The organism is bacterium (assembly GCA_035371905.1).
Classification (GTDB): domain Bacteria; phylum Ratteibacteria; class UBA8468; order B48-G9; family JAFGKM01; genus JAMWDI01.
In genome coordinates this window covers 1-23970 of sequence record DAORXQ010000019.1, presented here as the reverse complement: position 1 = coordinate 23970, position 23970 = coordinate 1, and the positions used below count along the sequence as shown (strand labels likewise).

32 protein-coding genes are annotated in these 23970 nt (G+C 28.8%); 17 read left to right on the top strand and 15 right to left on the bottom strand.

Annotated features, from left to right (window positions below; translation table 11 throughout):
• Positions 1–114: 114 nt before the first annotated feature.
• The 15 genes from PKV21_03595 to PKV21_03525 form a co-directional block, all read right to left on the bottom strand.
• Positions 115–879 (bottom strand): PD-(D/E)XK nuclease family protein, encoded by a 765-nt coding sequence (locus PKV21_03595; GenBank protein ID HOM26572.1) that lies wholly within the window; start codon positions 877–879, stop codon positions 115–117.
• Positions 880–1012: 133 nt separating this feature from the next.
• Positions 1013–1162, bottom strand: a complete 150-nt coding sequence (locus PKV21_03590) for a hypothetical protein (GenBank protein HOM26571.1) — start codon at positions 1160–1162, stop codon at positions 1013–1015.
• 30 nt (positions 1163–1192) lie between these two features.
• Positions 1193–1465, bottom strand: a complete 273-nt coding sequence (locus tag PKV21_03585; GenBank protein HOM26570.1) for a hypothetical protein — start codon at positions 1463–1465, stop codon at positions 1193–1195.
• Positions 1466–1503: 38 nt separating this feature from the next.
• Positions 1504–1839 carry a hypothetical protein gene (locus PKV21_03580; GenBank protein HOM26569.1) on the bottom strand — a complete coding sequence of 112 codons (336 nt, stop codon included), beginning with the start codon at positions 1837–1839 and terminating at the stop codon, positions 1504–1506.
• A gap of 26 nt (positions 1840–1865) precedes the next feature.
• Positions 1866–2147 carry a hypothetical protein gene (locus PKV21_03575; GenBank protein HOM26568.1) on the bottom strand — a complete coding sequence of 94 codons (282 nt, stop codon included), beginning with the start codon at positions 2145–2147 and terminating at the stop codon, positions 1866–1868.
• On the bottom strand, positions 2147–3292 hold the full coding sequence (locus PKV21_03570) for a DUF3987 domain-containing protein (protein HOM26567.1): 1146 nt from the start codon (positions 3290–3292) through the stop codon (positions 2147–2149). Before PKV21_03570 ends, PKV21_03575 begins: the two co-directional genes overlap by 1 nt.
• A 21-nt stretch (positions 3293–3313) precedes the next feature.
• Complete coding sequence (locus tag PKV21_03565) at positions 3314–3571, bottom strand: hypothetical protein (protein HOM26566.1); 258 nt, start codon at positions 3569–3571, stop codon at positions 3314–3316.
• Positions 3572–3720: 149 nt separating this feature from the next.
• On the bottom strand, positions 3721–4482 hold the full coding sequence (locus tag PKV21_03560; GenBank protein ID HOM26565.1) for an ERF family protein: 762 nt from the start codon (positions 4480–4482) through the stop codon (positions 3721–3723).
• Positions 4466–4660, bottom strand: a complete 195-nt coding sequence (locus PKV21_03555; GenBank protein ID HOM26564.1) for a hypothetical protein — start codon at positions 4658–4660, stop codon at positions 4466–4468. Before PKV21_03555 ends, PKV21_03560 begins: the two co-directional genes overlap by 17 nt.
• A gap of 18 nt (positions 4661–4678) precedes the next feature.
• Positions 4679–4942, bottom strand: coding sequence for a hypothetical protein (locus tag PKV21_03550; GenBank protein ID HOM26563.1), 264 nt, complete (start codon positions 4940–4942; stop codon positions 4679–4681).
• 22 nt (positions 4943–4964) lie between these two features.
• A complete protein-coding gene (locus PKV21_03545) occupies positions 4965–5276 on the bottom strand; it encodes a hypothetical protein (protein ID HOM26562.1) in 312 nt (103 codons plus the stop codon).
• A 30-nt stretch (positions 5277–5306) separates the two neighbouring features.
• A complete protein-coding gene (locus PKV21_03540) occupies positions 5307–5600 on the bottom strand; it encodes a hypothetical protein (protein ID HOM26561.1) in 294 nt (97 codons plus the stop codon).
• Between the two features lie 29 nt (positions 5601–5629).
• Entirely contained in the window at positions 5630–6169 is a 540-nt protein-coding gene (locus PKV21_03535) for a hypothetical protein (GenBank protein HOM26560.1), read from the bottom strand.
• Positions 6170–6209: 40 nt separating this feature from the next.
• A complete protein-coding gene (locus PKV21_03530; GenBank protein HOM26559.1) occupies positions 6210–6413 on the bottom strand; it encodes a hypothetical protein in 204 nt (67 codons plus the stop codon).
• Positions 6414–6440: 27 nt separating this feature from the next.
• The gene (locus PKV21_03525) at positions 6441–6593 is read right to left on the bottom strand and encodes a hypothetical protein (GenBank protein ID HOM26558.1); all 153 of its coding nucleotides are present in this window, start codon (positions 6591–6593) and stop codon (positions 6441–6443) included.
• A gap of 301 nt (positions 6594–6894) precedes the next feature.
• On the opposite strand from PKV21_03525, the gene PKV21_03520 reads away from it, so the two are divergent.
• The 17 genes from PKV21_03520 to PKV21_03440 all read left to right on the top strand — a co-directional run.
• Positions 6895–7281: a hypothetical protein gene (locus tag PKV21_03520; protein ID HOM26557.1), complete on the top strand. Its 387-nt coding sequence runs from the start codon at positions 6895–6897 to the stop codon at positions 7279–7281.
• A gap of 205 nt (positions 7282–7486) precedes the next feature.
• The gene (locus PKV21_03515; protein HOM26556.1) at positions 7487–8071 is read left to right on the top strand and encodes a hypothetical protein; all 585 of its coding nucleotides are present in this window, start codon (positions 7487–7489) and stop codon (positions 8069–8071) included.
• A complete protein-coding gene (locus PKV21_03510; GenBank protein ID HOM26555.1) occupies positions 7983–9323 on the top strand; it encodes a hypothetical protein in 1341 nt (446 codons plus the stop codon). The genes PKV21_03515 and PKV21_03510 overlap by 89 nt, the downstream gene beginning before the upstream one ends.
• 17 nt (positions 9324–9340) lie before the next feature.
• On the top strand, positions 9341–10438 hold the full coding sequence (locus tag PKV21_03505; protein HOM26554.1) for a DUF935 family protein: 1098 nt from the start codon (positions 9341–9343) through the stop codon (positions 10436–10438).
• Complete coding sequence (locus tag PKV21_03500; protein ID HOM26553.1) at positions 10428–14177, top strand: DNA adenine methylase; 3750 nt, start codon at positions 10428–10430, stop codon at positions 14175–14177. The genes PKV21_03505 and PKV21_03500 overlap by 11 nt, the downstream gene beginning before the upstream one ends.
• Before the next feature lie 29 nt (positions 14178–14206).
• Entirely contained in the window at positions 14207–15412 is a 1206-nt protein-coding gene (locus tag PKV21_03495; GenBank protein HOM26552.1) for a phage protease, read from the top strand.
• A gap of 15 nt (positions 15413–15427) precedes the next feature.
• On the top strand, positions 15428–15802 hold the full coding sequence (locus PKV21_03490; protein ID HOM26551.1) for a DUF2190 family protein: 375 nt from the start codon (positions 15428–15430) through the stop codon (positions 15800–15802).
• Between the two features lie 16 nt (positions 15803–15818).
• Positions 15819–16733, top strand: a complete 915-nt coding sequence (locus PKV21_03485) for a hypothetical protein (protein HOM26550.1) — start codon at positions 15819–15821, stop codon at positions 16731–16733.
• Between the two features lie 74 nt (positions 16734–16807).
• Positions 16808–17284, top strand: a complete 477-nt coding sequence (locus PKV21_03480; GenBank protein ID HOM26549.1) for a DUF1320 family protein — start codon at positions 16808–16810, stop codon at positions 17282–17284.
• Positions 17268–18392: a hypothetical protein gene (locus PKV21_03475; protein HOM26548.1), complete on the top strand. Its 1125-nt coding sequence runs from the start codon at positions 17268–17270 to the stop codon at positions 18390–18392. Before PKV21_03480 ends, PKV21_03475 begins: the two co-directional genes overlap by 17 nt.
• Position 18393: 1 nt before the next feature.
• Positions 18394–18855, top strand: coding sequence for a hypothetical protein (locus tag PKV21_03470; GenBank protein ID HOM26547.1), 462 nt, complete (start codon positions 18394–18396; stop codon positions 18853–18855).
• Positions 18856–18872: 17 nt separating this feature from the next.
• On the top strand, positions 18873–19379 hold the full coding sequence (locus tag PKV21_03465; GenBank protein HOM26546.1) for a hypothetical protein: 507 nt from the start codon (positions 18873–18875) through the stop codon (positions 19377–19379).
• Between the two features lie 20 nt (positions 19380–19399).
• Complete coding sequence (locus PKV21_03460; protein ID HOM26545.1) at positions 19400–19741, top strand: hypothetical protein; 342 nt, start codon at positions 19400–19402, stop codon at positions 19739–19741.
• On the top strand, positions 19738–20169 hold the full coding sequence (locus tag PKV21_03455; protein HOM26544.1) for a hypothetical protein: 432 nt from the start codon (positions 19738–19740) through the stop codon (positions 20167–20169). Before PKV21_03460 ends, PKV21_03455 begins: the two co-directional genes overlap by 4 nt.
• A gap of 23 nt (positions 20170–20192) precedes the next feature.
• Positions 20193–20558: a hypothetical protein gene (locus PKV21_03450; GenBank protein HOM26543.1), complete on the top strand. Its 366-nt coding sequence runs from the start codon at positions 20193–20195 to the stop codon at positions 20556–20558.
• A 56-nt stretch (positions 20559–20614) separates the two neighbouring features.
• Positions 20615–20797, top strand: a complete 183-nt coding sequence (locus PKV21_03445; protein HOM26542.1) for a hypothetical protein — start codon at positions 20615–20617, stop codon at positions 20795–20797.
• Positions 20797–23970 (top strand): hypothetical protein (locus PKV21_03440; protein HOM26541.1); only part of this gene is annotated, 3174 nt, incomplete at its 3' end. The genes PKV21_03445 and PKV21_03440, both read left to right, overlap by 1 nt.

Below are 23970 nucleotides of genomic sequence, written 5' to 3'. Positions count from 1 at the left end.
TGAAGGTAAAAACCTCCAGGGAAGTTCATTTTAATTTTACCTTCTTTTTTAAAATATCGTTCTCTAAGTCTATAAATTTTAACTCAATTATTTTTCTATTCATATTTTCTCCTTTTAGCCTAAATCTTTACATTCCTTCTCAAAGTGACAATAGTTACATATCCAGGTCTGTTTTTTATCTATTTCAGTTATCTTAGGCAAATCTTTCTTGTTTATTTCATTTAAGTTTTTATTCCAGACTTGATTTAGAATTTCAGCATTATCAAAGGCTTTTTTGATTGGAGTATATAATTTTTTATCATCTTCAGTTCTTATCTTAATTAAGTATTTCTTAGAACAGTCAGAGCCTATATATACAAGACAGAGTCTTTCTATTTCAAAAATATCTTTTAATAGCCAATAATAAAGATTTAATTGGACCTGATGCTCTAAGTGAGGATTATCCCATCTGAGTGAATAGTCATCTGAGATTCTACCTGCTATGGTTTTAAAGTCATAGATTATTTTTCTCTTAGTATCTATTTTATCTGGAGTCCCTGAGATTTCAATATTCTTATATTTCTTAGTAAATCTTGTCTCTACGATGCATTCACTATCTTTGTAAGTTTGTAAGAACGAATGAATTATAGAGCCTCTAAATAAAGCATAAAAATCTTCTGGTTCTATGATATAGTCTAAGTGAGCGTAGAAATAAGCTCGTCTTGGACAAGATAAAAGTTTAGTTACAGTCAAATCTTTTGAATATTCTGAATCGTCTTTATTAAGCCAAATTAAGTATTCAGTGAATATCTGACATTCAAAATTAGTTTTTGAGCATTCAATACATTCATTTAAATCTAAGACTGCTTCTCTTCTTTTACAATATATGCCTTTTATCATTATTATCTCCTTTGTTATTCTATCTTAATTAATTTCTTAAATTCAATATTGGCTTCTTTAATAAAATCTAATAATTCTTTTAAGTCTTGGAAAATACCGTGTTCTTTAAGCTTTCTCTTGATAAATATATCTCTTATTTCTTTAATAGCACCTTCAAGTCTGCGAAATAAGAAATATCATCTTCTGTTAATACTATATAATTATTTTTATCTATCATCAGACTTATATCTTCAAACCTAAAAATTTCATTCCTTATATTCTTTTTTCTTATTCTTTTTGTCATTTTCTACCTCCTTTTTTTTATTTTATTCTTTTATTTATTATTAACTTTACTAAAACAACTTGGGCATAGATATACATTGAATTTATGATTATAATACTTAGTCTTTTTCCCACAGAAATTACAAAAATTCTTTTCTTCAGTATCTAATAGAATAATTTTCTCTCTACGATTAAAGCCTTCATCCAGTATATAACAGATTACTTTAAACTCATAGTAAGCTAAGTCAAAGCCTTCTTTTATAGCTTCCTTTTCAATCAATCCCTTAATCTTTTGTCCTAATCTATCTAAAAATTCTTTTTCCATTGTCTCACCTCCTTTATATATATTATATCATACTTAATTCATTTTGTCAAATTTAATGCTTCTATATAGTTAATGAAATCTTTTCTATATTTCTGCCAGATTATATCCATAGAGTATTTTTCAATGTCTTTCTGGGCTTCTTTATTATTAATTGCTCTGAATATTATATATTTCACTAAATCTTCTGTTATATAAGTCAATCTATGCTCTTTGTTTAAATAATAATTGACTATTGAATTAACCAGGTTCTTAGCATCTTCTTCAGTTAGATAAATTCTTGATGATTTATCAGAATATCTAATCTCTATCGGATAGGCGGACAATTCTGATATTACAATTTCTAAGTCTCCAATCTTATTAAGTTTTATTATCATATTATCACCTCCTTTCTTTCCTTTTATTAGTCCTTTGTTAAGAATTTAATTAATTCATCAAAATCTTGTCTTGTTTTAATATCTTCAATTTTCTCTACTTTACAGATTTCTTTGAGTATCTCTTTCAAAAACTCATCTGAAATATTCTTTTTCTTGGCAAGAAATTTTATAAACCCAATCTGTTTGCCTGTAGGTTCAAATCCTTTATTATTTGTTTTAGTCTCTTGTTTCGTTCTTAATAAATCTCTTATTTCTTTCAAAATTTCTCTGATATCTGTCAGTATTTTATAATCAGTTTCAAATTTCATTATTTTTCACCTCCTTTCTCTGCTTTAAGTTTTATTATTATTGGTTTTCTTCCATCTGGTTCTTTCAATGTTTCTATTAATTCCTCATCTTCTAAAGTTTCCAAAATTTCCCGTAATTCTCTGGTCTTTATCTTTATCTTTCTTAATAAGTCAGAATATTTTATTTCACCTTGTTCTTCTAAAATATTTATTACTTTGTTTCTGATTACCTGATATTTTGAAAATGATAAACTTTCAAGTAATTTTTCAGTTCTTTTTCTTATATTTTCTATTAGATTAACTGCTCTTTTTACTGAATATTTATCAATAGTATTCTTCCCAATATTTCTTGAATTTGAGATAAAATATAAGATACTAAATTTTAGAACATAAATTAAGAGTCTTGAGTAGAATATAGATAAGCCATTACCTTGTTCCAGTATTCGTTTATTCATTAAATCTGCGTAATCTGCCAGGATTTTTTTAGCTGGAGTTGAAAGACCTAATTTCTGTTCTTCTTTATCTTTGTATTTCTCTTTAAGTAAGCTAATACAATCTCTGATAATTTTTTGAGAATTTTCTTCAAATTCACCTGGATAAGGGTATGAGATATTCTTTTTTTCATATACATATATCAATAGAAATCTTGGTAAAAATCCTGAAGTCAAATCTTCTTCTTTTATAGATTTCTGAATCCAAGCAGGAGTAGAACCAGCGAAGATATTTATAAATGGCATTTTGATTTCATAGGTATACTGAAGAGTTTTCCTTTTATACTCAGATTCACAATCATATAAACTAACTAATAAACTTTTAACTCCAACAGCGTATTCTTTTTCCCATAGTTTCAATGGACTAATAATTTCATCCATTATAAATATCCCTTGTCTTTTAAAAGCTATTTCCTTAATTAAAAGTTCTGATGAATATTCGTGTGGGAATATATCTTCTTGGTCTATGAAGGATTTAGTCAAATCAAGGACCGTAGATTTTCTGTATAAAGTAGACTTTGCGATTAAAATTGCCCAAAGGTTAGGAAATATTTTTTTATGTCCCCACTGGACAAATAATTTTCTTTTGATTGTAATTGACAAAATCATTAAAGCAGAAATCTCAAGAAATATTTCAGGAGCATCAGTCACCTTTTTCTTCTCAATTTCTTTCAAAAACTCTTTTACGAAATCCATTTAATCCTCCTTTTTTCTTATTTCTTTTAGAAAACTTTCTTTTAAGCTTTTTTCTATTTCAGTTTCCAAACCGACCATTTCAAGTTTTAAGTTCTCTAAAAGCTTTTTGAATATATTTTTGATGGAATGAAAAGTTTCTTCATATTTCTTAAATACATTTGAGCAATCTATACAGACAATAAGTTTAATCCCAAAGATTTCTTCTGGATTGGTTTTTCTAATTCTTTTGCCACAAATCTGACAATATTTTAATTTCATTTTTACCTCCTTTTCTTTAAAATAAGAAATTCCAAATTTAAGGTTTTCAGGCGAGATTTTTAATCGGTTAATGGTTTTATATTAACCAACCAAAAATCTCGCCCGTAAACCCTATCCACGGCTTTAAAAACCCTATTTTAAAAGATGGTCTAACCAGTATTTTTATATTCTTTTAAATAAGTAAGTAATTTTTTAAAATCTTCTCTGGATGAAATATCATTTAGGGAGTCTATTCCAAGCAATTCTTTTAATATTTCTTTTCTTTTTTCATTTGAAATGCCTTTTTGTTTACACAGAGAAAAGATATATCTTCTTTGATTATCTGAAATTTTAAATACTGGTTTAGTTTCTTGAACTATTACTTCATTAGCATCAGTATCAGTATCTTCTGTTGTAATATTTAGAACTCCCATTAAAGCATATCTTTTGGCATAGGTCAATGTGGAGCCCATCTTTTGTATATCGTTCATATACTCAGACCTTTCTATAGGAATAACAAAAGATGAGCTTTCTGAATGGCCTAAATAGTGTTTCAAGATACAGATAACTTCTATTTCCCTATCTGAAAGTTTCTTTGTCTGGAATGATATTGAAAACCCTAATTCAGTTAGCAAGGGTTGAATCTCAGTCATTATTTTCTTCAAAGAAGCATATCTGTATCTTATAGAACCGTCTTTGTTTTTTACTACTGAATCTGTCTGGATTGGCTTTAGTCTTGTCTGAAATTCGCCTAATGCTCTATAAAATTCTTCTTTAGCATTCTCTTTTTTGATATCTTCCCTTATCTTCATTAGCCTTTCCAATGTATCTACTGAAGCATCTTTCTCTATCGCTCTCAAAAATAATTCTCTGATATCAAATTCTTCTGCTTTTTGTATTGCTTCAACAATATCTTTATCTTTCTTTTCCATCTCTATCACCTCCTTTCCTTGTGTCTATCTTTAATTCTTGATTGTAAGCTTGATATGCTTTAATTTGTCTTTCTAATATCTTTAAGTATAAATCTTCAAGCCTGTCTCTTACTGATTGGATTTCTTCTAATAAATCTTGTAATTCTGTTATATAGGTCATTAAAATCTTTCTTTTCATCTCTTCTCCTTTCTTATTTTACTTTATTTTTATTAAAGTTTCAAAAAATTTGTCTGGATTTAAACCAAGTAGTTTCTCCAAGTCCTTCTGGTCAATTACACCAATCAACCCTTGTGAAAGAGAATAATCAAGTCCTCTGATTGATAAGTCTTTATATATCAACAAAGGAGTTTTGATTATCTTTACCTTTGAGTGTCTGATTTCATTAACTGTAAATCCTAATAGAAAGCAAAATAGAAGTATCAGAAGAGTTAAGATTTTATCTATGATTTGTTTTTTCATATTCTCACCTCCTTTCTTTTAATTAGTCTTCATCCCATAGAAATCCACACTGCTCACATTCAGTCACCCAAGAAGCAATTTCCTCATTTGAATGGTCTATTGTTATTATTTTGCCACCACAGAAACACCTGACATCTTCATACTTATTTGTAAAAGGCACTTTTCTTTCTATATTGTTATATTCTTCCAGATGGTCTTTTCTTACTTTCAACCCAATAGCTGATATTTTCCTATCTTTAAACGCCTTCAATTCTTCCTGGTCTTCGTGGAGATGGTCAAATAAATCATCAAAACCTTCCCCACAAAGCCTACATCTATATTTATATCTCTTCATTTTATCACCTCCTTTTTTGGTTTTTTTGACTTATTCTTCTATAATAATATCCCAATTTTTGTCTATCTCTAAGTCTTTTATATCTTCCATATTTTTAGTCAATACTGCTTCTATTTCTTCTGTTGAAGCATCAAAATCTTTTAGAATATGTCCACAATGCGGGCAATACACCCAAGCTTCAGGATTATCTATTGCTTCTGTGCCTTTGTCTATTGATTGTAAAACTCCGTCTTCATCAATGAAATACTCCCATTTCTGTTCCACAAGCTCACCCATTATAACTGACTCCAATTCCTCTTTACACCTATAGCATTTTATTTTCATAGTCTCACCTCCTTTCTTTCTTTTTATTTTTAATCAAGTCTTGTATAAGCATATATTTTATAGCCTTTTTCCTGTAATACACTTGATATTGTATAGTAAAAAGCCTCTAACTTAGCGAAATGCCCGTTTGAATAACTGAATTTATCTATATACATATAATATATATTTCTGTAGCCTTTCCCTAATTCAATGTAATGCTTGCCTATATAACCTTCCCATCTATCTTTTTCTTTCTTTTTTAATAGTCTCTTTAATATCTTTATAAATTCTCTGTCAAAGACTTGTAAAGCACCTGAGCCACACCCACTAAACTCCTTCATATAATAGACCTTACCGTTATAGGTCTGCCTTGATTGTACTTGTAGGTCTGACTCGTAAATTATTTCATTCCCTTCTTTGACTTGTTTCATTGCTTTATAGCCTTCTTCTATTGCTGTGATTAATAAATTCTCGGCTAATAATTCATTAAGCATCTGAGAAGCTTGTTCTTTTGTAAGTCCTTTATCTCTCCAATCTTTTTTGGTAAGACAATACAAAGCCCATAATTGTTTTTTGGTTGCCATTTCCATTATATCACCTCCTTTCTTTTTTTTTTTTTTTATTATTTCTTTATTTTAATTCTTTTAATAAGACTGAGATTTTGCTTCCAGGGCCTGCGATATAAGACTCACAGTTGCTACAGATTAACCAATAAGTTTTTTCCTTCTCTATTCGGCTTCTCTTCTTCTCTTTAGCTTCAATTATTTCAAGAGTCTGTTTTTCTATGAGATAATTTTTAAGTTCTTTTTTACAGTAAGGGCATTTTAATTCCATCTTTGTTCACCTCCTTTTTTGCTTATTTTAAATTCTCTCTAAAAGCTTAAATCTTTTTTCAGTGCTTAACATTTGCCAAGTTTTTGAGCTTATTATAGAATAATAGATTAAATATTTAATTAACTTATTTCTCTCTCTTTTCGCCTTCTTTATTAATTCTATTATTCTTCTCTCTCCCATTTTATCACCTCCTTTTTTCTTTCTTTTTTCTTTTTTAATTCTTTTTTATATTTTTTTTCTTTTTCTTTATTAATTATTTAAGAGAAAAGCTTTTATTTTTTAAGCTTTTTTTATTTATTATTTTAGTCTTTAGTCTTTTCTGAGTCTTTAGTTTTTCAAAGAGTCTTTTCTTAAAATAAAAATTGAGAGCTTTTTCTTTCAAAAATCGCTCTTAATTTCCTTTTATTAAAAATGAAAGAAATATAATCCTTTGTAAGTATAATTTGGTCTGAGTGTCTTATATAAAATTCAATCTTATAAAATGGAAGCCCCGTTAGATTCTCCCACTCCAACGGGGTCTTGCCTTTTATTAGTTCTGGGATTTGATATTTCATTTTTTGCTCCTTTTTTTTTAATTTTATGCCAAAAAAAAGCCCCCGCTTTTCACGGGGGCTTTACCTTACTCTATTATGCCTTGCTCAACCGCCCATTTCACAAATCTGATAATCTGCGTTTTAAGGTCGTTTGCTTTACTGACCTTGAATATCCCAGTCAGCTCAATAAATTCCTCACCGCTCAATCTCAAATAATGAATGCTCCCATTGCCATTGTCGCTTACCTGCTCAATCTTGTATTTGAGCTCCATCTTTTTCACCTCCTTTCCTTTTTTTATGTTTTTCTATTATTATTATACCCTGTTTTTATGTAAACTGTCAAGGGATACTGTATAATCCAAAATTATCAAGATGCTATATTATAAAAGTGTCGTAGTCCCCACACGCAGCAATTTAAGATACTTAGTTTTTAAAAGAAATACTTAGATTTAATATAATAAAGGCTTAGAAATAAACTAAAGAAAAAAAAAGATAAGAAGTATTGACAGAGGGAAGAAAAAGGAGTAGAATAATAGACAAATGGATAAAAGAAAGCGGTTAAAGGTTCGTGAATTAAAGGACAAGCAATGGGAGCGGATATCAAAGAAGATAGCCTTATATCAATACAGGTCAGGAGAGGAATTTTTTGCTTTAGTATTTAAATCAGGTTTAAGTGAGGAAGAGATACTAAAGAAGGTAGAGAGTTATAATGTAAAGTTATATCCGAATGAATTAAAGTATTACAAATCTGTATTAACGAATCCATTTGTATTAGGTCAGAGGTTAACCTATGACATTATAGAATATTTAAGTTCAAGGTTTGGTTTATACAGGGTAAATTTAGCGACTATATTATCTGAGATAATTTTTTTAGGTCGTGCCAACTTATGGAAGAATCAGAAGGTAAGTGTTCAAGATTTACTGAAAGCGATAAGTTTACAACGAGAATTAGAGGAAGGTGGTTCATCCAAGCGAGTAATGGAAGAGATAGAAAAACTATTGACCATAGAGGAATCAGAAACAAAAGGAGAGAGTGATGTTAGAACAAATCCAGGACCCCAAGAAACGGGCATACTTCCAGAGGATAAAGTATCAACCGATAGAGAAAGCGATACCAATACATAATTCAAAAGCACAGATAATTTTACTTATAGCAGGTAACCGAGCTTCAAAGACAACGATTTGTGTTAAAGAGGCGGGGTATTTATTATTACAGCCAAAGAAAAACATTTGGGTAGTAGGAGTAGATTATGGTAAAACTCATAGATTTATTTTCGGTGCAGGTAAAGCTAAAGGAGTATTAGACGATTTAGTATCTTTCTATCCAAATTTAATAGAGTCTTACTCAAAGAGCAGGCATAGATTAACTTTAAAGAACCGTTCAGTTATTCAAGGCAAATCTGTATTAAAAGAACAGACTTTTGTAGCTGAACCAGTAGATTTAATTGTTTGTGAAGACGCAGTAGATTATCCTTCGGGTTTTTATGAAACCTATATCAGACCAAGAGTTATTGATACTGGTGGCAGAATCCTAGTAAATTCTATTCCACCGTTTGATAATTCAAAAGAAAATTTAGTTTCAACTCTAATAGCTCATTCAAAAGTTAATAAAGACATAGAAGTTTACCAATGGTCAACTGAAGATAATCCTTTTGTAGATAAGTCAGAGATTCTAAAGTTAAGGTTAGATTTACCGCCATCATTACAAAAAATTATTATAGAAGGTCAGATTCCAGAATCTAACATCTCACTTTTTGGTAATATAAGAGAGCAGATACATTCAGAGCCAATAGATTATATTCAAGGCCATATTTACCAAGCAGGTGTTGATATTGGTTGGACCAATAACAGAACAGTTTTAGCAATCTCAGATTTAACTGATTCTAAACTGGTATTACTTGAGATTCTACCTAAAGGTCTCTCTGATTCAAAAATTATCTTTGATAAAATTTTAGCTTACCTTGAGAAATACAATTTCCCATTAACATACTGGGATATGACAGGAGCAGGTAATATCTTCTATGAGTTATCCAAAGGTTATAATTTCATTAAACCAGTATTAATCAGGAATAGGAACGAAAGAAATCAATTAATAAACTCTTTAATTTCAGCTTTTGCCAAAGGATATAGAATTTTAAATAATAAAACTTTAATAGATGAACTTGAGAACTTGACAATAGTCAATCGTATGGGATATTATTTATATAGACCAAAATCAGGGTATAATGACGATACTATAATGGCATTAGCAATGAGTTTAATAGGATTTAGTGATAAAATTACTAAAGGCAAAACAGAATTTATTAAGAGTATAAATTATTTTTTAACTCAAGAAGAGAAAGAAGATATTTATCAAGATTATATTGAAATAACTTAAAAAACAAGGAATAAGTAATGTTTAAAAAGAAGAGTTTAAATAAATCATTCTTAACTAAAGAAGTGACTCCCGCATATCCTTCTGAATTTGAAGATTTAGATAAAATAATTCAAGAAAAAGGCTTAAAATTTTATTCTAAATTACTTTATGACGAACAAGTCAAATTCTGTCTTGGTATAAAGAAATTTTTAATACTTTCAGGTGGTTGGGAAATAATACCAAGGGATGATAAACCAGAATCAATAGAACAAGCCAAATTTATACAGGATAACTTCAATTCTCTTAAGCGAGCTTTTTCAAGTGTTTTATACTCTATTCTAACTGCTTTAGATTATGGGTTTTCTATTAGTGAAATGATTTTTAAAGAAGAAAATAATAAATTAGTTTTATCAGATATAAAAACAAAATTACCCTGGATTTTCAGTTTTGAATACGATGATTATGGTAATTTAACAAAGATTTTTGCTTATGGTGAAGAGATTCCAAGAGAGAAATTTATTATCTGGTCTTATAACTCTGCTTTTGGACAAATTCAAGGTGAAAGTGATTTAAAAGCAGTTTATAGGAGTTGGTGGTTAAAAGATATCTGTCTTAAATTTTATGCACGATACCTTGAGAGGTATGTAACTCCAATTGTAAAAGGAAAAGTTCCATCTACCGCAAGTGATGATGAAGTTAATAAATTCTTTGAAATGTTAAAAAAGATTCATAATGTTTCTGTCTTAACTTTACCAAGGGTTGAAGGTAATGAACAATTTGATTTTGAGTTAGTAGAGACAAAGAAAGATGCTGGTGAACAGTTCTTAAAAGCTATTGAATTAGCTAATGAAGCGATTGGTAGAGGTTTATTAATCCCAGCATTATTCGGTGCAACTAAAGCTACTTATGGTTCTTATGCTCTCGGCGAGCTTCAATTTGATGTAGTTTATCAATTCTTAATTTCTATCTCAGAAAATTTATCTGATGAAGTTATAAATAAACAATTAATCAAGACTCTTATTGATTTAAATTTTACAAATCCATTATATCCCAAATTTAAGATTAAACCAATATCAAGAGAATTTGTTGAGAATTATTTGAAATATTTAAAACTGGACATTAAAAATGGGACTTAAACTTATTTTTGGTTCGCCAATGGGTAAGTTTCATCTTAGAAAAAAGATAATACAATATTTTCCTGAACACGAAAGGTATATTGAAGTTTTTGGTGGTAGCGGTGCTGTTTTATTAGGTAAAAAACCTTCAAAAGAAGAAATTTATAATGATATTGATAAAGATTACTGTTTTTTGTTTAGGTTCGTTCAAAATTTATCAGATGACAAATTTAAAAGGCTTAAGAAATACAATTGGAATATTGGGGATATTTCAAAAAACCCAGAAAAATTTTACAAACTTAAAAAAGATATAGAAGAGGGCAATTTCAAAGATGATGTTGATAGATTTGTAAAACTAATTAGACTTATCCAAGGAAGTTATGGAGGTATAGGAGAAACACCAAATTTAAAGCGTACTTCTCGTTATGATATTAACAAACTTCCCAAATTAAAAGAAAGGTTAAAAAATGTTAAAATTCTTAATCAGGATTGGAAAACAGTCTTGAAAAATTATGACACAAAGAATACTTTATTTTATCTTGACCCACCTTATACAGAAAGTGAAAAAGATAAACCATTAAGAATTGTTAAATTTAATTTTCAAGAATTTCTTGAATATTTACCTAAAATCAAAGGAAAATTTATAGCAAGTTATTCTTCTGATAAGACAAAAGATTTTCAAGAAAGGGGTTTCAAGGTAAAAAAAATTCTTACAAAAAGAACTTTGGACGGAAAAGATAAAAGCCAAAAAGAGTATGAGATTTTAATATTTAACTTTAATCCTAAACTAAATTCAGATTGGATTTTAATGCAAGAAGAGGATTTATTAAATACAGAATTTCCTGAATTTGTTTTAATTCCAGATTTTATTTCTATTACAGGTTCTTATATTTATGGAGATAATCCTAAAGATATTGATTTAGTTTTGAAAATACCTCAAGGTTTATTTGATTATATTTATCAACACAATAGAGATATATTTGATGCTTTAATTTTAAAAACGCAACGAATTTTTAATCAAGGTAAAAAAATAAATGGAAAGAAAATCCATTTAATTCCTTCATCTATAGGTGCAACTTGGGACAATTTACCGATTTATGACCTTGTATTAAGACCTAAAAAACAAGAGGAAATTGAAGTTATAGATGAACCAGATTTCAAAAAAATTGCTTTAAATTATTATCAAGAATTAAGAAGTGCCACCCCAGAAATTAAAAGACAAGCAGAAACCAGTAAAGAACAAGATAAAATTGAACTATTTAGATTCTTTTATCCATTAAAAACTAAATTTCCAGCCATAATAGTGAAAAAAGAGAATAATGAGTTGAATTATAATGATATTATTGAATTCTTAAATGAATCTAACATTTCAATAGATGATGTTATAATTCAAAAGAAATATGATGGTAATAGAGTAATCTTCCATATTGATAATAAGAATAAAAAATACAAAATTTTTTCAGATGATGGCAGAGAAATTGATATAAATAAATTCCAAAAGACAATCCAAGAATTCCAAGAACTAAATATTGAGAATGCTATTTTTGATTCAGAAGTAGAGAAATGGACTGAAGGTAGACATTGGAATAGGGAAGATGTAGCAGGCTACTTACATAATTCAACTGAATTTGATGATTTTGGTATAGTAGCCAATATTTTTGATGTTCTTTACCTTAATGACCAAGATTTACATAACCTACCAGTTAAAGATAGAATAGCGAAACTTGAATCTCTTAATTTTAAACAATCTACTATAGATGTACCAGACGACAGATTCCATTTAAACTTAACCCCATCATTTAAACTAAACAAAGAAAATCTTATAAAATTGATAGAAGCACCAGCAAGTGAAGGTGCAATGATTAAATGGGATGGATATTCTTTAACTGGTAGAGGTAATATGCTTAAATATAAAATTTATGAAGAATTGAAAGTTATAATTTTAAAACAAAACAAAACTAAAACTAAAGGAGTTTATAATTATGAGATTGGAATAGGTTTTGAGCCTGATGATAATATAGACCCAGATGAGATTGTAAAGCTAAATGATAAATCTTATCATCATATCGGTAGAACTTATAATACTACACTCAATCTAAAACCTGGTGAAATTATTTCAGTTAAATTTCATACGATGAATCTTTATACAAATGACTATAATAAACTTCATATCTATGAGCCTATAATTTCTGAGAAACAACCTGAAGAAGTAGACCCAGATTACTTTAAAGAAGTTATTAAACAGACTCAAATTTCTGGATTGTTAAAAATTAAAAAACTCTCTGAATTTATAGAAGATTTAAGAAATTATAATCCTAAACAAGTGAGTGATAAAGTATTACTTGATGACCATAGAATTCTTATGGCTTGGTTAGCTAAAAATATTGATAAATACCCTAAAAACTTGATTGAAGAAAAATTATTAGAGATATGGCGAGAAATTGAGAAAAGAGGTTTTAAACTTAATCCAGATAAATGGAAAAATGAAAGAGCTAAAGAATTATATAAAGTTTATAAATCAAAATATCAGGAATTTAAAACAGATATAGATGAGTTTTTAATAACTCCAGATGAAAATAAGGAATGGAGTTATGTAATTCAAGCACATTTCCGAGGTTCAACCGTGCATTTTGATTTAAGATTAGAACGAGAGAATGATTTATTAGGCTGGACTTTATTAGTTCAAATAGAAGATAAGATAAAAGAACCAGTTCTGAATTTAGACCAAGCTAAAGAATATATCAAACAAAAAGATGTATTTAAACTTGATTTAGAAACAGGTAGACCTTTAAAACGAGAAATAAGAGGTGGTGTAATTCGTGAAGCAGAAATCAGAGCTATAAAGAAACTTCCTGAGCCAAAAGATTGGCTTGAGTTTGAAGGTGTATCAGCACCAAAACAGATAGGTGGAACTGCTAATTTCCCAGGAGTATTTCTAATTATAGACAAAGGTAAAGTAGAATATGGAGCAAAAAAACCAGGATTCTACGAATATTTCTTTGATGGCAAAATATTAAAAGGCAGATATATTTTTAGAGCTTTAACCAGAACAGAAAATTTACAAGAAAATATTTTACCTCCAGGTGAAGAAGAAGAGACTCCAAGAGAAAAATATTATTATGTAATGATAAAACCAAAAGATGAAACCCCTTATGTTATAAGTAAAAGAGCAGTTAAGAAAAACTATATTCCTGAGATTAATAAATCAGAGCTACCTAAAAATATTAGAGAGAAAATTCCAAAAGATTTTCAATACTGGAATGAAAAGACTCCAGATAAAATTAAAGAATTAAGAGATAAATTAGTTAATGAGTTAGATAAACTAAAAATTTTTAAAGAAGGCGAGTTATACTTATGGCGAATTTGGTGGAAACGATATACTAAAGATGGTAAACCCGTAATAGTAATCCGATGGGGTCCTTCAACTGAACTATTTCTTTTAGATATTGAAGGGAGGAAATTTGAATGTGAATATAATCCACTTGAAACTCCTACCTTGGCTATTGAAAGAAAAATTAAGACTAATATCAAGAGAATTAAGCATAAAATATTGGATAATAAATCTGAGCTTAATCCAACAAAAAACACAAGAGCTACAATGGAATTAATCACAAAAGATAGTATTAATATCTATGAATTAGGTCTTGATTTTATTAAATTTGGATGGTATGATAAACTTATAGTAGGACAACGGATGGATAATGATTTATGGCAATTTACTATTCAAGATTTACCATCTATTGACACAGAAAAAAAATAAAATTAAAATATTATAAAAAGGAGGCTAAAATGATAGAAAACATTCTGAATAGTTTAAATGAGTTTGAAGATTATGATGAACTTGTTTCTTTTATAACTAAAAAAATGACTGAATTAAAAAATAAATTTAATTTCAAAGATTTTATTAACTCACTCAAAGAATTGAATTCTGATGAAGAAGTTGTTAAACAACTGAATGAACAGATTCAATTATTCCAAAATTATGGATATCCAGTTTCATTGATTTCACAACTTCAAGCTATAGTTGGATTAAAGAAGAAAGAAGAAATCATTAAAGCACTTGAAGATTTAATCTCAAAATTAGAAGGTTATGGATATCCGCCTACTTGTGGTTATCCTTCTTGTTATGGATATCCTCCAATAGCAAAAGCATCTGAAACTGTTAACTTAACTGATATTGAGATTTTTAAAGTCGGTGACTATGGAACAAAAGGCAAATATACAATGGAAGATTTAGAAACTATTCTTAAGAATTTCTATGACCTAAAAGATAAGCTCAGAGTTCCTGTTAAACTGGGACACGAATCTTTTGGATTTGAAATGCCAGCTGTTGGTTGGGTATCTGATTTAAGGATAGACAAAGATAAAGGTGTTTTATTAGCTGATTTCAGTTATGTTCCAAAAACAATAGCTGAATTGATAAAAAATAAAGCTTATAGAAATGTATCAGCAGAAATATACTTGGATGAAATAGAAGGTAAAAAACCCCCAATTTTAAGAGGAGTTGCGATTTTAGGTGTTAGTCAACCTGAAGTTAAAGGTCTTGAAGAATTAAGAGTTTTATATAATAACGAGGAAAAACGAATTTCTATTATAAACTCTGAAAATCTTAATGAAACTAAAATTAAAACAAATGATGAAGTGGAAAAATTGAAAATGGAATTATTAAATCTAAAAACTGAAAAATTTATTGAAGAACATAATGAAAAGATTTTGCCTAAAGATAGAGAATTGGTTAAAACTATCTTAATTAATCTTGATAAAGAAGATAAATTTGTTAAATTTCAAGAAAAAGACCTGAAACTTTCAGATTTATTTAAACTATTTATTATAAATTTGCCTAAATTAATTTATTATGAAGAGATAGTCAAACAAAAGGATATCTCTGAAGATGAAAAAATGATTTCTGATATAGAGAATATCAGTAAACAGAAAAATATAAGTTTCATAGAAGCTTGGAAAGAATATATTAAAGAAAAAGAAATCTTTAAATAAACAAGGAGGGCTAAGATGGCTATAAAAGGCGAATTCTTAGGTAAAATTATTCCAGTAGTTAATGATTCACAAGCAGTAATAGAGCCTTATAGGGTTCTGACTTATAATGCAGGTAAAATATCAAAAGCGGCAAGTAATTCAACTTTTTATGTAGGAGTCTCAAGTTATAATAATCTTTATGGAACAGATGGCGAAACACCAGACGGCGAAGTTATTGATGTAGTTATTGATGGAGTTGCTTATATAGTTTCTGCTACTGATATTACGGAAGTTGGAACTGAAGTTTATGCAGCTAATGATGGAAAAGTTGATATAGAAGGTAGTTTAAAAGTTGGGATTGCTTTAACTACAGCAGAATTAGATGGATTAGTTTTAGTTTTACTTAAATAAAACAAGGAGGTAACAAATGGCTATAGTACTTAATAATCAAATTTTACAGAAATTCGCTCTTGAATATAAACCTGCTGAATTTAAACTTGGTGCAGATAGGATTTTAACAAAGATTCCAGTTAATATTACTGGCGGGACTTTTATAATTAAGCCTCAGTTTGTGCCTGAATATTTGGATTCTACTGCTGGAGTTTATTCAGAATCACCTACATTCAGACCTGAAATAAAGATTAGCACAGGAACTTATGAAACTAAAACTCATAGGCTTAAAGTTCCTATTCTTGAGGAAGAAGTAGAGAATATGAACGAGATTGGTATGACAGACTTCGCTATTGAAAAGCTAAAAGAAATTAAGACTTCTTTACTGCTTGAAGAAGAATATCAAGTAGCTCAGATTCTCAGTTCTACATCAAATAAGACTACTCCATCTATTAAATGGGATGGAAATAGTCCTACAATTGAAAAAGATATTCAGAAAGCTATTGATGCCTTCAAAGACCAAGCAGGGATTTATCCAAATAAAATGATTATTCCTCAAGTAGTATGGAATGTAATAATGATGGATGCTACTTTAAGAGAATTATTCAAACTTATTCCAGCAAGGAAAGAACAAGACCTTGATGTTACTTTAATCTTCAACCAGAGATGGAATTTCTTACAAGAGATTATTATAGTGGATGCTTCTATCAAACTTACCAAGAAAGGTAATGCTACTGATATTTGGAGTGATAATGTATATCTAATCTATTCAGTTCCAAATGGCACGAAATCTACATTCTCAGCAATTGGAAAATTCATCAAAAAAGATTGGGAAGTAAAGAGAGTCAAAAAAGAAGACCCTGAAGGTGAAGATATCATATTGATTTCTCAGTATGATATACAAGCTTTATGTCCAAATGCGGTGTATAAACTTGAAAATGTATTAACTTAATAATTTTATAACTAAATGGGAGCTGGATTATTCAAGTCCAGCTCCCGATTATCTAAGTTTTATGAAAATTAACAATGGGAAAATATATAACTCTTCAAGATGTAATAGATACTTACAAAAGATTGAAGGATTTTTTAAATCAAGGATATATCACAGAAAATCAGATAAATATTTGGATTACAGAAGCAGAATCAGTAATAGATGCTAAATTATCAAAACGATATACTCTCCCTTTATCCTTTGTTCCTGATATAATCAAAACTCTTGCTTTAGAATTGACCGAATATTTTTCTGAAAAAGAATTACATACTCCTACTTCAAGTGGTGATGAAGTGAGATGGTTATATCCGAGATATGATAGGATAATGGAAATTTTAGACCAAATAAGTCAAGGTAATTTAATCTTGGTAGATTCAGATGGTAATCCGTTAGAGATTTCAAAAGTTAAGCTTAATATTTTAACTTCAAACCATCTTAATATTAAACAGATTTTTTCAATGAAAGATTTTGAAGAATTAGAAATAGACGAAAACTATGGCAGAGATGAATAATAACGAAATAGAACTCAATGGTGAATTTGGACCTGAAGGGATATATATTTCTACTGGTGAATTACAGAAGCTTCAACAATATATCAAAAGAGCTTTAGACGAAAGAATTAAAGCTTTTTATGATAAAGACTTTAGAGCTGGTATCGGTGGAATTATAGCTAATGATATTATTTTTTGGTATCCAAGATTTTTAGAATCTTTAAATAGGAAAGGTTTAAGTATTAGATTTTTCAATAGTATCAGAAGGTATTGGAGTAGAGGCGTAGATGATATTTTCAAAAATTGGAGACAATATGGGATTCCACCATTATCGGAAGAAGGCATCAAAACCAGACTGAAAAGATATAATCAAGGCATACACGGGAAAATTTCAGGAATTGTCAGTCAGAGAACAAAGAAAGGTGAAAAAAAGAATAGAAAAACTCAAATGCGGTTAAATCTTACACCACTTGATTTTACTGGTAGATTAAAACAAAGCTACAAAAATATTAGAGTTTCAGGCAAAGATTTTATATCAATTGAAAGATTAGAAACAAAAAAAGGAGACACTATCCGTTTACGAATCAGACCACCTGATTTATCTTTTCATTTTTTAAGTCAAGATAGACAATATGATAGTAATTTAACTTTATCTCAACTTGGAATAGTTCATTATTTCGGTAGTGCTTCTAAGAGGCTACCAAGTAGGAAAATGATACCAGTTAGTCTTATTAAAGACGAGATGATTTATATTGGTGGTAATCAATGGATAAGTGCCGAGCAAACAGATTCAAAAAACATATTATTTAATCAAGTTTTAAGACCAGCAGTCAAAGATTGGGCTAATGAATTAGCAAAACTTAAAGCAAAGAAAGAAAAAACTAAACAAAAGACAACTGAAGCGAATACAGAAAAACTTCTCTATGATTTATTTAAGAAATATTTTAAGCTTCCTGAGGCTAATTTAAAGAACTTTGTTAATCTTGTGATGTCAGAAACTTTAGAAAAAAGCTCTCTTGAAATAGAGGAGTTTTTGAATAAAATCATAGATTTTGCTAAAGATTCTTTTATTGGTAAGCGAATTACTTTTATAGAGCTTGTAATTAAAATTCTTTATCCAAGGGGTTAAAATGAAATTATTTAAAGTATCATCAGATATTTTGAATGAAATCTATGATTCAATAAAAAATGCCAATATCAAAGATTTAGATGGTAAAGATTTAAAAATTGAGATACTTGATATAAATACTATGGAAACTACAAGCCCTTTTCAAACTCCTATACTATTTATAACCAAGACAATTTTTCAAGGCGAAAGATTACAATCAGACCAAACTTTACTTAAAATCCCAGATACTATTAAATTTAATTTAAACCTTATGCACTATCATATCAATTGGTCTCATCTGAGAGAAATCATAGATGATTTAGGAGATAAAATTTTGGGAGTGTTAAAAAATTATGATAGTGAACTAATACTTGACAAGAGCATAGATATTGAAGTAATATATAATACAAGGAATGAATCATTTTTTGGAGTGATAAACTTTATATTGACGATACAATTAAATTTAAGTAAAATAGAAATATAGTGAAAAAGGAGGTTTAAATGGCTAACAAATCTTATATTCTGAGTAATCCAGGTATATTACTGATTAAGACAGAAGGTGGTTCATATGTTCCAGTAGGATTTACAAGAGGCGGAATAACAATTACACCAGCAAAAGATATAAGAGAGATAGAAGCTGACCAATCAGATTATCCATTGTATTATAAAACTTCAAGAAAATCTGCTACAATAGAATTTAGATTGCTTGAAGTTACACCAGAAAATTTAAAGATGGCTTGGGGTGAACCTGGTAAATCTGGAGATTCAAGTGGGACTGTTACGCTTGGAGTGCCAGAATCAATTCCAATGGTATATAGTATTAAAGTTTATGCACAAAGAATGGATGGTCAATATGTAATCTTTGAGTTTACTTCTTGTATTTCCACTGGAGCTGGAGCATTTACTTATTCAAAAACAGATGAAGGAGTTCTTGAAGGAAGATTCCAAACTACATTTGATGAAAACTTAGGCGGAATAGGAACTTTTAACGTATCAAGTTCAACATAATTTAAGAAAGGAGGTAATTTATGATTGAGGATTATCTTGTTCGTGGTAGTTTTGTAATTAAACGAGTAGAAGATGGGTATTTAATTTCTGATTTAGATTTAGTAGTTTTACTTCTTTCCTGTTTTGATGATTTTGTCTGTTATTCTGCTGTATTAAATCCTAATAACCCAAACCAAGTTTTATTTAAAATCACTGGTAATTTAGATAAACTTGATAAGATTCTGAAATCTTTAAAAAATATTCAAGAATCAGTAGTTCAACTTTCACAGCAAGAAACAGAACGAATTAGTTTTGCTAACAAGATGAATATGGTAAGAAATCATTTAAAGATTTTAATTGATAAAACAAAAGGTCAAAAATGAGATTTTTAGTATTTGATAAAAAAAGCCAAGTGAAATTTAACAATAATTTTCTGGGTTATTCAAGGGATTGTGTAGTTAATTTTGATGATAAAGTAGAAAATTTTTTTAACCAAAAACTTAGTTATCCAGTAGAGACAATAATAACTGAAAGACAAGTTTCTGTTTCTATTCAATTATTAGAATATACAAAAATCAAGGACTTATTAAATAGTCTGAATTCAATAGGTCCCCTTGAGATTCAAGGTATTTTGATTGGCAAAGGTGTGGATAGTTTACCAGTAGGTAAACAGGTTAAATTTATTTTATATAAAGCAGTTTTAATTAACTATAATGAACTTAATTTTTCTGATTTAGTGAATCCTACTTTCAAGTTTATTGGATTATATGATTTTGTAACTAATAAAGTTTGGGATATGATTGAAGTATAATTTATTATAAAAGGAGGTTTATTATGGATTTTGATTTTAAAGATTTATTAGCAACTGAAAAAACACTGAAATACAAAGGCAAGACAATAACTTTTAAACCATTGAATACAGAAGATTCTATAATTCTAATTTCATTATTAACAGAACTTGAAAGGTTTGATATCATAAATAAAGATGAGTTTTTTGATTTAGTCAATAAATCTACTGGGATACCAAAAGAGATTGTTAAAGAGAGCTCAATTGGATTTAGAATAAAAGCTCTTGATACTTTGCTAAATTTAATTGATATTGATTTTTTTATAGATGGGTCTCTGGGTTTAAAGAAGCTGATAGACAATCTAAACAAGATTCTGATAATCAATCCAGAAAAACCAGAGACTACTGGTTAAATATTATTTTTTATTTAGTATTCAATGGATTACAATTAGATTATGTATTAAAGAAAATGACACTAAAACAGATGATTATAACATATGAATATCTAAAGAAAATGAAAGAGAACGAACTAAAAGATTTGAGTTATTTGATATTTCTTGCTATAATAGGTTCAAGGACAGAAGAAGGTTTTAAAATATTTAAAGAATTTTTAGAGGATAAGAAAGAAGAAACAGAATTAGAGGTGATATAATGGAACTACCAATTAATGTAAAGGTTATTGTAAGAACTTTAATGTCAGGTGAAGGAATACAAAAGATAGGGTCCTATATTTCCTCATTCTTTAAAGAACCTTTAATCAAATTCAAGGAGTTTCAAGCTTCAAGGGCTGAAAAATATCTATCTGAACGAGAAGCAAAAATAAGTAAAGAAGAAGAAATTAGAAAATCCTTCCTTGAAAGAGAAGCTAAATTAATAGAGTATATCAATAAAGAAATTTTGCCTTTCATTCAAAAATTACAAATGGCTAAATATTTAACAGAGGACCAAGCAAAAACTTCTGAGACAATATTGAAAGCTTTGAATACTGAAAAAGAATTAAAGAAAACTATCACAGATATGGACCAAGCTAAGACGATAGCTCAAAAAGTTCAGAAAGAGTATTATGAAAAGTATGTAAAGCAGATTATAGAAGAAGAAAAATCCCAAAAAAGAATCCAAGAGATTGAACAAAAACGACAAGAAGGATATAGAAGATGGTTAGAACAAAGACGAGAACTTAAAAAATTACAGGAAATCTCTGAGACCGTTAGACCAATAAGAGAACTTGAATTAAGGGAAAAACGACCTATCCAAAGAGAATTAATAAGTTTTGGTTTACCAACAAAATTTGTATTAGGACTTGTTCCAGGCAGAACAAGGGAAGATATAGAAAAACTTAAATATTTGTCTGAGACTTATAAAGACTTCTTACGCTCAAAATTTACTGAAAAAGAAGTTGAATTAATTTTGAAAAGGCTCTCCTCTGAAAAACTTGAGAATTTAAGAAAACAATATTTCTTAGGTGCAGAACAAGCAAGTTATTTTAGGACTATTCTTAGAGAAGAAAAAGAAAAGATTAAATTAGAAAAACAAGCAATTGCTGAGAAAGAAAGAGCCAAGAAAGAAGAATTAAAATTACAACAACAATTAAAACGAGAGAAAGAAAAAGAAATACAAATAGAAACTTCAAGACAGATTTTAATTGAACGAATTTCAGCTTATCGTGCTGACCCAAGAATACGAAAATTTATAGAACAACAAGGTGAATTAAATGAAAAATCTAAAGAAGAACTTCAACTAATCTTATCTAAAATTTATCAATTAAGAACAGTAGAGGGTATTCTTTATAGACAACGACTGGAATGGGATAGAATAGGTAATAGCTTAAGGTTTTTTGGAATGATTCTTTCTGGTATCTGGTATAGTGGAATAGCTGCGGTAAGACAGTTCTCAGTTGAAGTTTTGAAAGGACAAGGTGCTTTAGATTTAACTCAAAAACAGATATTATCGCTTAAATATACTACAGGAGCTTTAGGTATCCAATTTGATGATTTAATACAAGGCATTGGAAACATTTATCAAGCTTTAATCTCAGCAGGACAAGGGACTTCATTTGTTGCTGAAAGAGTAAAAGAAGCCTTAGATAAGGTTGGGATAAGTTATTATAAATTAGGTGAGGAAATGAAACCTTCATATGAATCATTTTGGCAGGTAATATTCGCACTTAAAGAATTAGAAGTTCAATTTGGTAGGTCTTGGGTAGCACAGAAACTTCTTGGTACTCAATTTGAAAGATTTGCTCCACTATTGGGTTTAAGCACAGAAGATTTAAAGAGATTAAAATCAGAGTCAGAAGATTTTGCTAATAGAATGGTTATTGATACTGATGCTATAGTAAAAGCTAATGTGAATCTTGGTAAAATAATACAAGAATTGAAATTAACTTATATTAAAATTTTTGGTGATATAGTAGCAAGTTCAAAATCATTTTTTGAAAAATTAAAAGACATCACTACAAGTATTGCTGAGCTTTGGGTAAAATTACCTAATGGATTAAAATCTTTCGCAGCTTATGCTTTGATTTATTTAGGTCCTGGTTCCTTTGTTTTAGGTTCAATAGTTAGGTTTGGAGATACTTTAGCAAGAATAATTAATTCTTTACCTGCTTTAGTTATTGGGTTTAAAGAAGTTTTTGTTACAATTTCAAGTTTAGTATTAACTCATCCAATATTATCTGGAATAGTAGTCTTATTAACTGCTATTGGTGGTGCTTTATCAGGTTTAATAGAAAGGAAGAGAAAACAGATAGATTTAGAGGCACAATGGCGTGAAAAAGCAGAAGAGGCTTATAAATCATATGCTCAAACAATCCAAAATTTAAGTAAAGCTATTGAACAAGGGTTCAGACCAACTAAAGCTTCAATTACTGAATTAAAACAATCGCTTTTAGATTTAGACAAAGCTATGGTTAAATACTATAGAGGTGAAATAAAAAAAGAAGAGTTAGTTAAAGCTTTTGAAGTTATAAAATCTAAAATTACACCAATTACACAAGAATATCAGGACTGGTTGAAAACCAGAAGATTAACAATATTAACTGAAAATGATGTAAAGAAAATCCTTGAAGAGACTGAAATAAAGATTAAAGAAAATAATTTATCTCTCAAGGAGCAATTTTATATTTATGATGAGTTAAGCAAAAGAATTATTATTGAAAATTTAAATCAAGAAACTATAAATCAAGTTCTTGAAAAACGAGCTTCAATAATTAAAGAGATTCTTGGAAAGTTTGAAGAATTAAGGAAAGAATTAACCAGGTCTGAAGGTGAGATTCCATTTATTAAAAACTATCTTGATGGTTTAAACAAAATCAAGGAACTTGAAGAATATATTCCAATAATCAGACAAACTAAAGGCATTCAAGAAACAATTAATGCTCAAAAACTTCTTAATGATTATAGACTAAGACTTCAGAAAATTTATCATAGAGAATTCTTAGAAGCTGAATCTAAAAATTTATCAGATATAATAGATTTAAACAAGCAATTAGGCAGATTTATATCAAAGACTTACTATCAAGCAAAAGAAGTAGAAGCTAAAAGACATACTTCTGAATTAGAAAGTATAGAACAAACTTATAATCAAGCTATTTTAGAACTAACTCAAAAACAATCTTTAGATGAAATTCCTAAAATAGAGCAACTTAAAAATCAAGAAATTGAAAAAGAGCACAAAAAACATATACTGAATTTATTAAATTTAGATAAAAGACTAATAGATGATAGAATAGACTTAATGAATAAAGAGTTAGAAGCCTATGAAATTAGACTCAAAGACAAGGAAATTTCTGAGAAAGAATTAACTGATATTTATTCTCAAGATAAG

Bases quoted from the DNA above. Each gene is read 5' to 3' on its own strand.
- PKV21_03595 (HOM26572.1), bottom strand. From the start codon at position 879: ATGATAAAAGGCATATATTGTAAAAGAAGAGAAGCAGTCTTAGATTTA.
- PKV21_03590 (HOM26571.1), bottom strand. From the start codon at position 1,162: ATGACAAAAAGAATAAGAAAAAAGAATATAAGGAATGAAATTTTTAGG.
- PKV21_03585 (HOM26570.1), bottom strand. From the start codon at position 1,465: ATGGAAAAAGAATTTTTAGATAGATTAGGACAAAAGATTAAGGGATTG.
- PKV21_03580 (HOM26569.1), bottom strand. From the start codon at position 1,839: ATGATAATAAAACTTAATAAGATTGGAGACTTAGAAATTGTAATATCA.
- PKV21_03575 (HOM26568.1), bottom strand. From the start codon at position 2,147: ATGAAATTTGAAACTGATTATAAAATACTGACAGATATCAGAGAAATT.
- PKV21_03565 (HOM26566.1), bottom strand. From the start codon at position 3,571: ATGAAATTAAAATATTGTCAGATTTGTGGCAAAAGAATTAGAAAAACC.
- PKV21_03560 (HOM26565.1), bottom strand. From the start codon at position 4,482: ATGGAAAAGAAAGATAAAGATATTGTTGAAGCAATACAAAAAGCAGAA.
- PKV21_03555 (HOM26564.1), bottom strand. From the start codon at position 4,660: ATGAAAAGAAAGATTTTAATGACCTATATAACAGAATTACAAGATTTA.
- PKV21_03550 (HOM26563.1), bottom strand. From the start codon at position 4,942: ATGAAAAAACAAATCATAGATAAAATCTTAACTCTTCTGATACTTCTA.
- PKV21_03545 (HOM26562.1), bottom strand. From the start codon at position 5,276: ATGAAGAGATATAAATATAGATGTAGGCTTTGTGGGGAAGGTTTTGAT.
- PKV21_03540 (HOM26561.1), bottom strand. From the start codon at position 5,600: ATGAAAATAAAATGCTATAGGTGTAAAGAGGAATTGGAGTCAGTTATA.
- PKV21_03535 (HOM26560.1), bottom strand. From the start codon at position 6,169: ATGGAAATGGCAACCAAAAAACAATTATGGGCTTTGTATTGTCTTACC.
- PKV21_03530 (HOM26559.1), bottom strand. From the start codon at position 6,413: ATGGAATTAAAATGCCCTTACTGTAAAAAAGAACTTAAAAATTATCTC.
- PKV21_03525 (HOM26558.1), bottom strand. From the start codon at position 6,593: ATGGGAGAGAGAAGAATAATAGAATTAATAAAGAAGGCGAAAAGAGAG.
- PKV21_03520 (HOM26557.1), top strand. From the start codon at position 6,895: ATGGAAGCCCCGTTAGATTCTCCCACTCCAACGGGGTCTTGCCTTTTA.
- PKV21_03515 (HOM26556.1), top strand. From the start codon at position 7,487: ATGGATAAAAGAAAGCGGTTAAAGGTTCGTGAATTAAAGGACAAGCAA.
- PKV21_03510 (HOM26555.1), top strand. From the start codon at position 7,983: ATGTTAGAACAAATCCAGGACCCCAAGAAACGGGCATACTTCCAGAGG.
- PKV21_03505 (HOM26554.1), top strand. From the start codon at position 9,341: ATGTTTAAAAAGAAGAGTTTAAATAAATCATTCTTAACTAAAGAAGTG.
- PKV21_03500 (HOM26553.1), top strand. From the start codon at position 10,428: ATGGGACTTAAACTTATTTTTGGTTCGCCAATGGGTAAGTTTCATCTT.
- PKV21_03495 (HOM26552.1), top strand. From the start codon at position 14,207: ATGATAGAAAACATTCTGAATAGTTTAAATGAGTTTGAAGATTATGAT.
- PKV21_03490 (HOM26551.1), top strand. From the start codon at position 15,428: ATGGCTATAAAAGGCGAATTCTTAGGTAAAATTATTCCAGTAGTTAAT.
- PKV21_03485 (HOM26550.1), top strand. From the start codon at position 15,819: ATGGCTATAGTACTTAATAATCAAATTTTACAGAAATTCGCTCTTGAA.
- PKV21_03480 (HOM26549.1), top strand. From the start codon at position 16,808: ATGGGAAAATATATAACTCTTCAAGATGTAATAGATACTTACAAAAGA.
- PKV21_03475 (HOM26548.1), top strand. From the start codon at position 17,268: ATGGCAGAGATGAATAATAACGAAATAGAACTCAATGGTGAATTTGGA.
- PKV21_03470 (HOM26547.1), top strand. From the start codon at position 18,394: ATGAAATTATTTAAAGTATCATCAGATATTTTGAATGAAATCTATGAT.
- PKV21_03465 (HOM26546.1), top strand. From the start codon at position 18,873: ATGGCTAACAAATCTTATATTCTGAGTAATCCAGGTATATTACTGATT.
- PKV21_03460 (HOM26545.1), top strand. From the start codon at position 19,400: ATGATTGAGGATTATCTTGTTCGTGGTAGTTTTGTAATTAAACGAGTA.
- PKV21_03455 (HOM26544.1), top strand. From the start codon at position 19,738: ATGAGATTTTTAGTATTTGATAAAAAAAGCCAAGTGAAATTTAACAAT.
- PKV21_03450 (HOM26543.1), top strand. From the start codon at position 20,193: ATGGATTTTGATTTTAAAGATTTATTAGCAACTGAAAAAACACTGAAA.
- PKV21_03445 (HOM26542.1), top strand. From the start codon at position 20,615: ATGACACTAAAACAGATGATTATAACATATGAATATCTAAAGAAAATG.